The sequence below is a fragment of the Streptomyces sp. NPDC051963 genome (assembly GCF_044593495.1).
GTDB lineage: Bacteria > Actinomycetota > Actinomycetes > Streptomycetales > Streptomycetaceae > Streptomyces.
Window position 1 is genome coordinate 346538 of record NZ_JBIUCC010000004.1, and the last position, 13434, is coordinate 359971.

The 13434-nt window shown below is 71.1% G+C and carries 10 protein-coding genes; 4 read left to right on the forward strand and 6 right to left on the reverse strand.

Annotated features, from left to right (window positions below):
* Positions 1-4: 4 nt before the first annotated feature.
* The 5 genes from ACIHFB_RS18300 to ACIHFB_RS18320 form a co-directional block, all read right to left on the reverse strand.
* Complete coding sequence (locus ACIHFB_RS18300; RefSeq protein WP_365274299.1) at positions 5-1162, reverse strand: XdhC/CoxI family protein; 1158 nt, start codon at positions 1160-1162, stop codon at positions 5-7.
* A 50-nt stretch (positions 1163-1212) separates the two neighbouring features.
* A complete protein-coding gene (locus tag ACIHFB_RS18305; RefSeq protein WP_365274302.1) occupies positions 1213-2670 on the reverse strand; it encodes an NCS2 family permease in 1458 nt (485 codons plus the stop codon).
* A gap of 181 nt (positions 2671-2851) precedes the next feature.
* Positions 2852-5236 (reverse strand): molybdopterin cofactor-binding domain-containing protein, encoded by a 2385-nt coding sequence (locus ACIHFB_RS18310; RefSeq protein WP_365274304.1) that lies wholly within the window; start codon positions 5234-5236, stop codon positions 2852-2854.
* A gap of 2 nt (positions 5237-5238) precedes the next feature.
* A complete protein-coding gene (locus ACIHFB_RS18315; protein WP_400127328.1) occupies positions 5239-5811 on the reverse strand; it encodes a (2Fe-2S)-binding protein in 573 nt (190 codons plus the stop codon).
* Positions 5811-6701 (reverse strand): FAD binding domain-containing protein, encoded by an 891-nt coding sequence (locus ACIHFB_RS18320; protein WP_365274310.1) that lies wholly within the window; start codon positions 6699-6701, stop codon positions 5811-5813. The genes ACIHFB_RS18315 and ACIHFB_RS18320 overlap by 1 nt, the downstream gene beginning before the upstream one ends.
* Before the next feature lie 378 nt (positions 6702-7079).
* Here ACIHFB_RS18320 and ACIHFB_RS18325 point away from each other — a divergent pair, with 378 nt between their 5' ends.
* Entirely contained in the window at positions 7080-8762 is a 1683-nt protein-coding gene (locus ACIHFB_RS18325) for a PucR family transcriptional regulator ligand-binding domain-containing protein (protein ID WP_365274312.1), read from the forward strand.
* A gap of 312 nt (positions 8763-9074) precedes the next feature.
* Positions 9075-9848, forward strand: coding sequence for a hypothetical protein (locus tag ACIHFB_RS18330; RefSeq protein WP_365274315.1), 774 nt, complete (start codon positions 9075-9077; stop codon positions 9846-9848).
* Positions 9849-10236: 388 nt separating this feature from the next.
* Here ACIHFB_RS18330 and ACIHFB_RS18335 read toward each other — a convergent pair whose 3' ends face one another.
* Positions 10237-11046, reverse strand: coding sequence for a GntR family transcriptional regulator (locus ACIHFB_RS18335; protein ID WP_400127329.1), 810 nt, complete (start codon positions 11044-11046; stop codon positions 10237-10239).
* 168 nt (positions 11047-11214) lie between these two features.
* On the opposite strand from ACIHFB_RS18335, the gene ACIHFB_RS18340 reads away from it, so the two are divergent.
* On the forward strand, positions 11215-12063 hold the full coding sequence (locus ACIHFB_RS18340) for a (2Fe-2S)-binding protein (RefSeq protein WP_400127330.1): 849 nt from the start codon (positions 11215-11217) through the stop codon (positions 12061-12063).
* A gap of 303 nt (positions 12064-12366) precedes the next feature.
* Complete coding sequence (locus ACIHFB_RS18345; RefSeq protein WP_365274323.1) at positions 12367-13410, forward strand: DUF2637 domain-containing protein; 1044 nt, start codon at positions 12367-12369, stop codon at positions 13408-13410.
* Positions 13411-13434 lie beyond the last annotated feature (24 nt).

Genomic DNA, 13434 nt, shown 5'->3' on the forward strand with positions numbered 1-13434 from the left:
GCGGTCAGGCCACCGACCCGATCCGCCCCGTCGGCTCCGCCGCCGCGGTCACGTCGTGGTGGATCGGCGTGTGGGCGCCGGTGAGGGAGACGCCGCTGCCGCCGCGTCGGTCCGCGACGATCTCCGAGACGATCGACAGGGCCGTCTCCTCCGGGGTGCGGGCGCCGAGGTCGAGGCCGATCGGGGACCTCAGGCGCGCCAACTCCAGTTCCGTCACGCCGACTTCGCGGAGGCGTTCGTTGCGGTCGAGGTGGGTGCGGCGGGAGCCCATCGCGCCGATGTACGCGACCGGGAGGCGCAGCGCCAGTTGGAGAAGGGGTACGTCGAACTTGGCGTCGTGGGTGAGGACGCAAAGGGCGGTGCGGCCGTCCACCTCGGTCTGCTCCAGGTACTTGTGGGGCCACTCCACGGCGATCTCGTCCGCCTCCGGGAAGCGGGTCCTCGTGGCGAAGACGGGACGGGCGTCGCACAAGGTCACGTGGTAGCCCAGGAACTTGCCGACGCGCACCAGCGCCGACGCGAAGTCGACCGCACCGAAGACGATCATCCGGGGCGGGGGGACCGAGGACTCCACCAGGACCGTGAGCGGGGCTCCGCAGCGCGAACCCTGCTCGCCGATCTCCAGGGTGCCGGTGCGGCCGGCGTCGAGAAGGGCGCGGGCCTCCTCGGCGACCGTGCGGTCGAGTTCCCGGTGGGCGCCGAAGCCGCCGTCGTACGGGCCCTCGGGGTGGACGAGCAGGGCGCGGCCCGTCAACTCGGGCGGGCCGGAGACGATCCGCGCCACCGCCGCCGCCTCCCCACGGGCGGCGGCGGTGAGCGCGGATGCGAGCACCGGGCGGACGGGGTCGCCCGCCCGGACCGGTGTGACCAGGATGTCGATGGTGCCGCCGCAGGTCAGGCCGACGGCGAAGGCGTCCTCGTCGCTGTAGCCGAAGCGTTCCAGGACCGACTCCCCGTCCTGGAGCGCCTGTTGGCACAGGTCGTACACCGCGCCCTCCACACAGCCACCGGAGACCGAGCCGATCGCCGTGCCGTCGGCGTCCACCGCGAGGGCGGCGCCGGGCTCGCGGGGCGCGCTGCCGCCGACGGCCACCACGGTGGCCACGGCGAAGTCGCGTCCCTGCTCGACCCACCGGTGCAACTCTTCGGCGATGTCCAGCATCTCTCGGTCTCCTCAACAGCGCTCGCGCGGAGGGGCGTCCAGCAGAGTGCCTAGTGCACGCCCATCCAGCTCTCTATGGGATCGAGGGCGAAGAACACCAGGAAGATACCTGTCAGGGCCCACATGAACGCCCCGATCTCCCGTGCCCTCCCCTGTGCGATCTTGATGGCGACATACGAGATCACACCGGCCGCGACGCCCGCCGTGATCGAGTACGTGAACGGCATGATCACGACCGTCAGGAACACCGGGATCGCGGTGGCCCGGTCGGCCCAGTCGACGTGGCGTGCGTTCATCATCATCATCGCACCGATGACCACGAGGGCCGCGGCGGCCACCTCGCCCGGCACGATCGCCGTCAGCGGCGTGAAGAACAGACAGGCCGCGAAGAAGAGCCCGGTGACGACCGAGGACAGGCCCGTACGGGCTCCCTCGCCGACACCCGTCGCCGACTCCACGAACACCGTCTGACCGGAGGCGCCGGAGACGCCGCCGATCGCGCCGCCCGCGCCGTCGATGAACAGCGCCTTGGACAGACCCGGCATCCGGCCCTTGTCGTCGGCGAGCTTGGCCTCGGTGCCGACGCCGATGATCGTCGCCATCGCGTCGAAGAAGCCGGCCAGCACGAGCGTGAACACGATCATGCCGACCGTCATGGCGCCGACCTGGCCCCAGCCGCCGAACTCGACGTCGCCGAAGATCGAGAAGTCGGGCATGGAGACCGCGCTGCCGTGCAGTTCGGGTGCTCCGCTCGCCCACTGCTTGGGGTCGATGACGTCAGTTGCGTTGAGGACGACGGCGAGTACGGTGCCGCCGACGATGCCGATCAGGATCGCGCCGGGGACGGCGCGGGCCTGGAGCATGAAGATCGCGAGCAGGGTGACGGCGAAGAGCAGTACCGGCCAGCCCGCGAGTTCGCCGGCCGGGCCCAGGGTGACGGGGGTCGCCTCGCCCTGGTGCACGAAGCCGGCCTTCACCAGGCCGATCAGCGCGACGAACAGACCGATGCCCATGGTGATCGCATGCTTCAGCGCCAGCGGGATCGCATTCATGATCATCTCGCGGAGGCCGGTGACGACCAGCAGCATGATGATCACGCCGTACATCACGCACATACCCATGGCCTGCGGCCACGTCATCTGCGGGGCGACCTGCGAGGAGAGGACGCCGGAGACGGAGAGGCCGGCGGCCAGGGCAAGGGGCACCTTCCCGAAGAAGCCCATCAGCAGCGTGGTGAAGGCCGCCGCGAACGCCGTCGCGGTGATCAGCGCCTTCTGGCCGAGCGTGTCCCCCGCCGCGTCCTTGCCGGACAGGATCAGGGGGTTGAGCAGGAGGATGTACGCCATCGCCATGAAGGTGGTGACGCCGCCGCGGACTTCGCGCGCGACGCTGGATCCTCGGTGGGTTATGTGGAAGTACCGGTCGAGCCAGGACCGGCCGGCCGGGACGCGGGTTCCTACGCCCGCGTCGTCGGCGACCGTCGTCGGCTCGGTGGACTGCTGGGTCATGTGGGCCTACTCCCAAGGTTCACAGGGGCACCCGCGTCTGCCGCCCTTACGGCTGCGGGATTTGGGAAGGTGCTGCGGCCGCACGACCCGGGGGACGGCCCAGGACGAACGATCTGGATACTCCGGGCGGCGCGGAGTGTGTGACGTTCCGTGCGCCGCCCGGAGAGACTTGCGTGATTCCTTACGCTGTGCCGGTGAGGTGCTCCGGCCTCACCGGCGTCCTGTTCAACTCCAGGCCCGTCGCCTTGCGGATCGCCGCAAGTACGGCAGGAGTCGAGGACAGGGTTGGTGCCTCACCGACGCCGCGCAGCCCGTACGGGGCGTGGGCGTCGGCGAGTTCGAGGACGTCGACCGGAAGGGTCGGCGTGTCGAGGATGGTCGGGAGCAGGTAGTCCGTGAAGGACGGGTTCCTGACCTTCGCCGTCCTGGGGTCGACGACGATCTCCTCCATCACCGCGATGCCCAGGCCCTGGATGGTGCCACCCTGGATCTGGCCGATGACGGACTGCGGGTTGAGGGCCTTGCCGACGTCCTGGGCGCAGGCCAGTTCGATGACCTTGACCAGGCCCAGCTCGGTGTCGACCTCGACGACGGCGCGGTGCGCGGCGAACGAGTACTGCACATGCCCGTTGCCCTGCCCGGTGCGCAGGTCGAAGGCCTCGGTCGGACGGTGCCGCCACTCCTCCTCGACCTCGACGGCCTCGTCCTCGAGCACGTCCACCAGGTGGGCGAGTACCTCGCCACCGTCGGTGACGACCTTGCCGCCTTCGAGCAGCAGCTCGGCCGTCGCCCAAGCCGGGTGGTACGTACCGAACTTGCGGCGGCCGAGCTCCAGGACCTGCTCGCGGACGATCTCGCAGGCGTTCTTCACCGCGCCGCCCGTGACGTACGTCTGGCGCGACGCCGACGTCGAACCCGCCGAGCCCACCTGTGTGTCCGCCGGGTGGATGGTCACCTGCGCGACGCCCAGCTCGGTGCGGGCGATCTGCGCGTGGACGGTGACGCCGCCCTGGCCGACCTCGGCCATCGCGGTGTGCACGGTGGCGACGGGTTCGCCGCCGACGACTTCCATGCGCACCCTGGCGGTCGAGTAGTCGTCGAAGCCTTCGGAGAAGCCGACGTTCTTGATGCCGACGGCGTAGCCGACACCGCGTACGACGCCTTCACCGTGCGTGGTGTTGGACAGACCGCCGGGCAGCTGCCGTACGTCGGAGCCCTCGCTGCTCTCCCACTGGCGCTCCGGCGGCATCGGCATCGCCTTGACGCGGCGCAGGAGTTCGGCGACCGGCGCCGGGGAGTCGACCGGCTGACCGGTCGGCATGATCGTGCCCTGCTCCATGGCGTTGAGCTGCCGGAACTTCACCGGGTCCATGCCGAGCCTCGCGGCCAGCTTGTCCATCTGGGCCTCGTAGGCGAAGCACGCCTGGACGGCGCCGAAGCCGCGCATGGCGCCGCAGGGCGGGTTGTTGGTGTAGAGGGCGATGGCCTCGATGTCCACGTCGTCCACGACGTACGGACCGACGGACAGGGAGGAGGCGTTGCCCACCACTGCCGGGGAGGCCGACGCGTAGGCGCCGCCGTCCAGGACGATCCGGCACTTCATGTGCGTGAGCCTGCCGTCGTTGGTCGCGCCGTGTTCGTAGGACAGCTTCGCCGGGTGGCGGTGGACGTGCCCGAAGAAGGACTCGAAGCGGTTGTAGACGATCTTGACGGGCTTGCCGGTGCGCAGCGCGAGGAGGCATGCGTGGATCTGCATCGACAGGTCTTCGCGGCCGCCGAACGCGCCGCCGACGCCGGCCAGCGTCATCCGGATCTTGCTCTCGGGCAGGCCGAGGACGGGGGCGATCTGCCTGAGGTCGGAGTGCAGCCACTGGGTCGCGATGTAGAGGTGGACGCCGCCGTCCTCGTCCGGGACAGCGAGGCCCGACTCGGGGCCGAGGAAGGCCTGGTCCTGCATGCCGAAGGTGTACTCGCCCTCGACGATGACGTCGGCGCGCTCCCGGGCGGCGGAGACGTCCCCTCGTACGATCGGCTGGCGGTGCACGATGTTCGGGTGCGGGACATGGCCGATGTGGTGGTCGTCACGGTCCTCGTGGACGAGGATCGCGTCCGGCGCGGTCGCGGACGCCTCGTCCGTGATGACCGGCAGCTCGCGGTACTCCACCTTGATCTTGGCGGCGGCGCGGCGCGCGGTCTCCGGGTGGTCGGCGGCGACGATCGCGACGGGCTCGCCGTGGTGGCGGACCTTGCCGTGGGCGAGGACCGGGGTGTCCCGGATCTCCAGGCCGTAGTGCTTCACGTCGGTCGGCAGGTCGTCGTACGTCATGACGGCGTGGACACCGGGCGTCGCGAGCGCCTCGCCGGTGTCGATGGACACGATCTCGGCGTGGGCGACCGTGGAGCGCAGGATCTGGCCCCAGAGCATGTCCTCGTGCCACATGTCGGACGAGTACGCGAACTCTCCGGTGACCTTGAGGATGCCGTCCGGGCGGAGCGTGGACTCGCCGATGCCGCCCTTGGTCTGCGAGCCCTGGGTGATCTTCGTGGGAGCGCCGATGGTGGCCATCGTCAGACCACCTCGCCCTGCCGGGCGGCCGCCAGGCGGACCGCGTCCATGATCTTCTCGTAGCCGGTGCAGCGGCACAGGTTGCCCGAGAGCGCCTCGCGGATGTCCGCGTCGGTCGGGTTCGGGTTGTGCTCCAGCATCTCGTCGGCGGCGACCAGCAGACCCGGCGTGCAGAAGCCGCACTGGACGGCGCCGGCGTCGATGAACGCCTGCTGCACGGGCGAGAGCTCGGTGCCCTCACCGGTCCGGGAGTCGGTGCCCCCGGCCTGCCACCGCTGTGCCTCGTCGAGAGCCGTGCCGCAGGCGCCCGTGCCGCAGGACCGCTGTTTCGCGTAGTCCGCGAGCCCCTCGACCGTGACGACCTCCCGGCCCTGCACCTGACCGGCGGCGACCAGACACGAACACACCGACACGCCGTCGAGTCGGACGGTGCACGACCCGCACTCGCCCTGCTCACAGGCGTTCTTCGAACCCGGCAGACCGAGCCGCTCACGCAGCACGTACAGCAGGGACTCGCCCTCCCACACGTCGTCGGCCTGCTGCGCACGGCCGTTGACCGTGAAATTGACGCGCATTACGCGACTCCCTCCGTGCGTGCGGCGGTGCCGCGGTACGACTCCCAGCTCCAGGTCAGCGTGCGGCGGGCCATGACACCGACGGCGTGCCTGCGGTAGTTCGCGGTGCCCCGGACGTCGTCGATCGGGTTGCAGGCGGCGGCGCAGAGGTCCGCGAACTGCCTCGCGACCGACGGGGTGATGATCTTGCCGTTGTCCCAGAAGCCGCCCTCTTCGAGCGCCGCGTTCAGGAATTCCTCCGCGGTCTTCGCCCGAACGGGTGTGGGCGCGGCCGAACCGATGCCGGTGCGGACCGTGCGGGTCCGCGGGTGCAGTGCCAGGCCGAAGGCGCACACCGCGATCACCATGGCGTTGCGGGTGCCGACCTTGGAGTACTGCTGCGGCCCGTCGGCCTTCTCGATGTGCACGGCCCTGATCAGCTCGTCGGCGGCGAGCGCGTTGCGCTTCACGCCGGTGTAGAACTCGTCGATCGGGATGAGACGGGAGCCGCGCACCGACTCGGCCTCGACCTCGGCGCCGGCCGCGAGGAGGGCGGGGTGGGCGTCGCCGGCCGGGGAGGCGGTACCGAGGTTGCCGCCGACGCCGCCGCGGTTGCGGATCTGCGGGGAGGCGACCGTGTGCGAGGCGAGGGCCAGCCCCGGCAACTCGGGGCGCAGCCTCTCCATGATCGCGCTGTACGGGACGGAGGCACCGAGCCGTACGGAGTCCTCGCCGACCTCCCACTCGTAGAGATCGCCGATGCGGTTGAGGTCGAGCAGGTACTCGGGCCGGCGGTGATCGAAGTTGATCTCGACCATCACATCGGTGCCACCCGCGATCGGCACGGCGGTGGGGTGCTCGGCCTTGGCGGCGAGCGCCTCCTCCCAGGTGGCGGGGCGAAGGAAGTCCATGACCGGCCCTCTTCCTCGTCTCGTGAGTCGTACTGATCAAGCCAGATCGGGTGCTTCGGTACTGGCTCGTTCATGTGCTGTTAACGCGGAGTGAAATCAGTACACAGCGCCGTGAGTCCACTGAGTCAGTCACGGAAACCATGAAGGAGTTGGCTGGCCAGGGAGGTCATCTTGTAGATTCGTATGAAAGAAGGCCACCGGTAACCTCCTTGTTTTCCTGGGGAAACAGCAGGCACAGCCCTTGTGACCTGGGACACCTTCCGGAAGCCGGCGAGTACCGCGCGCAGCGGCGCTCATCAGCCCGCCGATCGGGCCCCGTCCACAATGGCCCATCACGATTCATCGTAGATTTCGAGACAAAGAACGGCGGCGACGAGAATGCGGCTGCGCGCACTGCTGGACACCGACGCGCTGGGCCTCAGGCTGCTCGGCGGCGAGGACGAGCTGGACCGCACCGTCCGCGGTGTGATGACCACCGACCTGAAGGACCCCAGCCGCTATCTCTCGGGCGGGGAGCTGGTGCTCACGGGCCTGGCCTGGCGCCGGGAGGCCGCGGACTGCGAGCCGTTCGTACGGACCCTGGTGGGGGCCGGTGTGGCCGCCCTCGCCGCCGGTGAGGCCGAGCTCGGGGACATCCCGGACGATCTGGTGGTCGCCTGCGTCAAGCACCGGCTGCCGCTGTTCGCGGTGCACGAGTCGGTGGCGTTCGCGACGATCACCGAGCATGTCGTACGGCAGGTCTCGGGCGAGCGCGCCGGAGACCTCGCGGCGGTGGTCGACCGGCACCGGCGGATGATGACCTCCGGCCCGGCGGGCGGCGGCCCGGACGTGGTCCTGGACCTCCTCGGCTCCGACCTCGACCTGAGCGCCTGGGTGCTGTCGCCGGCCGGACGGCTCATCGCGGGCCCGAAGGTGGGCGGGCCGGGGCTGCCCGCCGACGTGTGCGCGAAGCTCGCGGCCGAGCATCTGAGCGCCGCCCGCACCGGCCGACGGGGACCGCACCGGGTGACGGTCGACGGCACGCCGTACGCCCTCTTCCCGATCCACAGCAGCGGCCGCTCCCCGCAGGGCTCACGGGACGTGCGGGAGACGGTGCTGTCGGACTGGCTGCTGGCCGTCGCGGCGGATGCCGGGGACTGGCCGGAGGAGCGGCTCGACCTGCTCCAGGGCGTCACCCAGCTGATCGCGGTCGAGCGGGACCGGCGGGACGCCGCCCGTACCGTGCGCAGACGGCTCGCGCAGGAGGTGCTGGAGCTGGTGCAGACCGGTGCCGCGCCCGCCGAGATCGCGGCCCGGCTGCGGGTGGCCGCGCCGGTGCTGCTGCCCGGGCTCGGCGCGGCACCGCACTGGCAGGTGGTCGTGGCCCGGGTGGACTGGGGGGTCGGGGCCGGCGAGGAGATCGAGGGCGGGCCGATCGCCCAGTCGCTGCTCGAGGAGATCCTGGTCGACCCGCTGTCGACGGGACCGGAGCCCTCCGACCGCATCGCCGTCGCCCACACCGGCGACGAGGCGATCGCCCTCGTACCCCTCCCGGCGGTGTCGACCGAGCACGACGGCTCCGAGACGGGGATCCACGCCGACGCGCTCCTGGAGTCCGTACGGGATCCCCTGACCGCCGGTCTGGACGAGGACGGGCGGGTCACGCTCGGCGTCAGCGCGGCCGTGCACTCGGCGGAGGGACTGCGCGGGGCGCTGGAGGAGGCGCGGCACGCACGGCGGGTGGCGGCGGCGCGGTCCGGCCGGGTGTGCGCCGCGGGCCACCAGGAGCTGGCCTCGCACGTGCTGCTGCTCCCTTTCGTCCCGGACGACGTACGGCGTGCCTTCACCGCCCGCCTGCTGGACCCGTTGCGCGACTACGACCGGCGGCACCGCGCCGAGTTGATCCCGACCCTGGAGGCGTTCCTCGACTGCGACGGCTCGTGGACGCGCTGCGCCGGCCGCCTTCACCTGCACGTCAACACGCTGCGGTACCGCGTCGGCAGGATCGAGCAGTTGACGAGCCGTGACCTGTCGAGACTCGAGGACAAGCTCGATTTCTTCCTGGCGTTGCGAATGAGCTGAAACCTCGAGCTCCGCAGAGTCCCCCGACTTTGTGAAATCCTTCACCCACCCCCTTGGCCCGGCGCCGGGATTCGTGCTGAGATGCGGCCACCACTCAACAGCTCAATGGCGTGCTGGGCCTGTCCTTCGGATCAGGTCGGTCTCAAGGGCGGTGCCTTGCGACGCCGGTGAGCGGGGCTTGGTGCGTGCAGCTGCAAGGCGGAGGAGGGAGCCGACGCGGAGCGTCGGCGACCGACGACAACGCGGCAGATGTGCGTGCCGAGCCCCGCGACCCCGAGCTGATCCGAAGGACAGGACCCTGGGGAGGGCAATGTGGCGGATACCGCCATGTCTGGTTACGGAACGACGCCTGGTGACGATCCCCTCCAGACCGCGGTATGGCGGCTGCGCTCGCGCGCCTGCTGGGCGGACGCGGCGGCCCTGCTCCAGCCGGTCACCGCGGTGACCGCGTTGCAGCGGGCCGGGCTGTTCGTGGAGCGGTGTCTGTACACCGAGCAGGGGTGGGCGGAGGCGGAGGAGGCACTGCGCGCCGCCGAGGCCCTGGCGCACAGCGACGCCGAGCGGGGCGCGGCCGCTTGTGAACGCGGGTACTTGGCCTATGCGGCCACACTGCTCGGGGTGCGCGACCGGGCCGACGAGGCGCGTGCGGCGCTCGGGCGGGCGGCCGCACTGATCCTTCCGGACACCCCTGGCCGGGCGCTGCTGGACTTCCGTCGCGGTCTGGTCGCCCAGAACCTCAGCGGCTCCCCGCAGGCGGCCCGCGCCGCCTACCGCCGCGCGCACGCGGGCGCCACGGCGCACGCCGACGCCCTGCTGCTGTCCTTCACCTGGCGCCATCTCGCCGGACTCGCCCTGCGGGAGGGGGAGTTGGCCGAGGCCCGGCACGGCTTCGCCGAATCACTGCGCATTCGCGAGGAGCTCGGATACCTGGTCGGCACGGCACCGGCCCTGGCATCCCTGGCCGACGCGGAGACCGAACCGGAGGCGTCCCGCTTGCGGGAGGAGGCCCGACGGCTGTTCCGGCTCCTGGGCGGCGTACCGACGTGGCTGGCCCGGGAGTTGACACCACCGGCGGCCACAGCCTGACCGGGTTCACCGGGCTGGTCCCGTGCGATCAGCGCGTCCGGCAGTACCGTGTGTTCCGCGGCGTCCGCCAACACCTCGGCGCTGCCGCGGCCCACAGGACACGGGGCTTCACCGCGCCCCGCCGAACGCACCACACCGAAATCCCGCGCCATCAACACGCCGCCCAGCAACCCCTGCCCTCCGCGGCATCCGCCGGCAACTCGGCCGCGGCCCACACGACCCGGCTTCACCGGACCCCGCCGAACGCACCACACCGAAATCCCGCGCCATCAACACGCCGCCCAGCAACCGGAGTCCCGTGCCATCAGCGCGCACAGCGACCCGCGTGCTCCGCGGCATCCGCCGGCAGCCCCGCGCGGTCGCACCCCACAGGATCACCGACCCCGGCTCACCGAGCCCCGGCGAAGTGCTCCCCCACCAGTGACCGCACCACATCGAGGTCCCGTGCCATGAGCGCGTCCAGCAGCGCCGTGTGTTCTGCGGCGTCCGCGAGGAGCTCGGCGCGGGCGGGGCTCGCGGGGCCGCCCACCAGGGGCCACTGGGAGCGGCGGTGGAGGTCTTCGGCGATCTGGACCAGTTGGTCGTTGCCCGCCAGGGAGAGCAGGCCGCGGTGGAAGGCGCGGTCGGACTCCGCGTAGGTGGCCCGGCAGCCGGAGGAGGCTGCGCGTACGGTGGCCTCGGCGAGGGGGCGCAGGTCGGACCAGCGTTCGACCGGCATGGACCGGGCCAGTCGCATCATCACCGGAACCTCGATCAGGGACCTGACCTCGGCCAGTTCGGCCAGCTCGCGGGCACCGCGTTCGATGACGCGGAAGCCGCGGTTCGGTACGACCTCGACGGCGCCTTCCAGGGCCAGCTGCTGCATCGCCTCGCGTACGGGCGTCGCCGAGACCCCGAAGCGTTCGCCGAGGGCGGGCGCCGAGTAGACCTCGCCCGGAGTCAGTTCGCCCGAGACCAGCGCGGTGCGCAGCGCGTCGAGGATCTGCCCGCGCACGGAGGACCGCTGGACGGCGGGGCGAGGACGCGGAATCGGCGCCTCACTGTGGGTGTGCTCACCCCGGACGGCTCCGGCCGCCGCGTCCCGCCGCCGGTCCACGTCGGCCGCCCGCGGCTGCTGCGGTACCCGCATTCCGCCGGCCGACAGCTGCGCCCGCTGCGGATTCCCCGTCTCCATGGAGCCCTGCATGCCCTGGTTCACGGGGTCCTCCTCCGGGCTTGTCGGTACTTGGGGTCATTACGGCGGGTTGTTACTCGTCCGTCAAGCACCTTAGGGCCAGAAGCGGCCGGTTCAAATCCCAACGATGTTGGGTAAGGTAAGGCTTACCTTCAAGTAACCCCGGCAAGACACCCAGATCGGCGGTCCCGCATGCCCGCGCCCCGCTCGGCCCTCTCGGACGCCTACACGCGTCTGACCACGGCCTTCCCGGGGCTGGCGATCACGGAACTGGGCGCCGGGGAGCGGGTCCCCCGGGAGGGCGGCTGGGTCGCCGCCGACTCGCTCGCGGAGGGCGGGGCCGGGCTCGACACCTTCCTCGCATGGGACGACGCACAGGTAGTGCGCGACTACGGACAGCGAGCACGACCGGACGTCGTCGCCGGCTTCGGCCTCCACCGGTACGCCTGGCCGGCCTGTCTGCTGATCACCGTGCCGTGGTTTCTGCACCGCCGCGTACCCCGCTTCCCCGTGACCGACGTCTCGTGCGACCGGACGGTCCCGGAACTGCCCATCGGCCGCATGGCCGTCCGGCCGCACCGCTTCGCCTGTCTGCCCGGCGACCCCGCCGCCGCCCTGCCCGGCGCCCGCGTGGTCGCCGACGAGGAGGCGCTGCGCGGCGAGGTGCGGGAGGCCGTCGCCGAACACCTGGAACCCGTGCTCCGCGGGTTCGGACCGCGCATGCGGCGGCGCGGGCGCGCACTGTGGGGCATGGCGACCGACGAAATCGTCGAGGGGCTCTGGTACGTCGCCCATCTGCTCGGAGAGCAGGAGCGGGCGATGCGGGAGCTGGAGCTGCTGCTGCCGGGCGCGACCAAGCCGTACGTCGGCTCCGCCGCCTTCCGCGAGCTGACCGGACCGAACGGCGAATCGCTGCCCACCCGGGACCGGGCGAGCTGCTGCATGTTCTACACGCTGCGCCCCGAGGACACCTGCGTCACCTGCCCGCGCACCAGCGACGCGGACCGGGTCGTCAAGCTCGCGGCCACCGCGGCGAGTTGACGCTCCCTCAGGCGGAGGCACCACCGCCCGCCCCGTAAGATCAACTACGAACAGCGCACCCCTGCGGTTACAGGCACTTCACAATTCCCTCACTCGCCGCAGGAACTTTCCGTAGAACCATCCGTACGGGTAGTGTTGTTCGAACTCAACTCCCGCCCCTCACGCGGCAGTTCGAGCAGAACGTCGCCCTGGGCATCCCCTTGCACTTACTTGGCGGCCTCTTGCCCCGAAACCCCCTGAGGGGCGGTCGAATTGGGCCACCATGGCGGGCGTTACGCCCTATCCCAATGCAAGGGACCCCAGATGAGATTGACCGACATATCGCTGAATTGGCTGCTTCCGGGCGCCGTACTGCTCCTGGGCATGCTGGCAGCGGTGGCGGTGCTCGCGCGCGGCAAGCGCTCCTCGGGGAAGGATGCGAGCGCGGACGATTCGTGGGAGCGAGCCGAGGAGCGCCGCAGGCGCAAGGAGGCCATATACGGAACCGCCTCCTACGTCCTGCTGTTCTGCTGTGCGGCGGTCGCCGCCGCCCTCTCCTTCCACGGCCTGGTCGGCTTCGGCCAGCAGAACCTGAACCTGTCCGGCGGCTGGGAGTACCTGGTCCCGTTCGGCCTGGACGGTGCGGCCATGTTCTGCTCGGTGCTCGCGGTGCGCGAGGCCAGCCACGGTGACGCCGCACTCGGCTCCCGGATACTCGTATGGACCTTCGCGGCCGCCGCGGCCTGGTTCAACTGGGTGCACGCGCCCAGGGGCCTCGGCCACGAGGGTGCGCCCCAGTTCTTCTCCGGCATGTCCCTGTCCGCCGCCGTCCTCTTCGACCGCGCGCTGAAGCAGACCCGCAAGGCCGCGCTGCGCGAGCAGGGTCTGGTGCCCCGTCCGCTGCCGCAGATCCGCATCGTGCGCTGGGCGCGGGCGCCCCGCGAGACCTACAAGGCTTGGTCGCTGATGCTCCTGGAGGGCGTGCGCAGCCTGGACGAGGCCGTCGACGAGGTGCGCGAGGACAAGCGGCAGAAGGAAACGGCCCGACTGCGCCGGCGCGAGCAGGAGCGGGTCGAGCGGGCCCAGCTCAAGGCGATCAGCCGGGGTCACCGCGGTTTCGTCGGACGCGGCCCCGGACGGCCCATGGAGGTGCCGGCCATGGAGCGCGGCTCGGACCGAGTCACCGCGGAGCCTGCCATATCCGCGCCGGAGTCGCTGCCCGTACGCTCACGGCCCTCCCTTCAGCCCGTCCGCCAGAGCTCTGACCCGATCACCGTCGACCTCACCGCGGAGGACGACACCATGGCGCTGCCGCGCCTGGACTCCCTGGAGCGCAAGCTCAAGGACCTGGAGCAGCAGTTCGGCTAGGAACGGATGCTGATGACGTCAGGG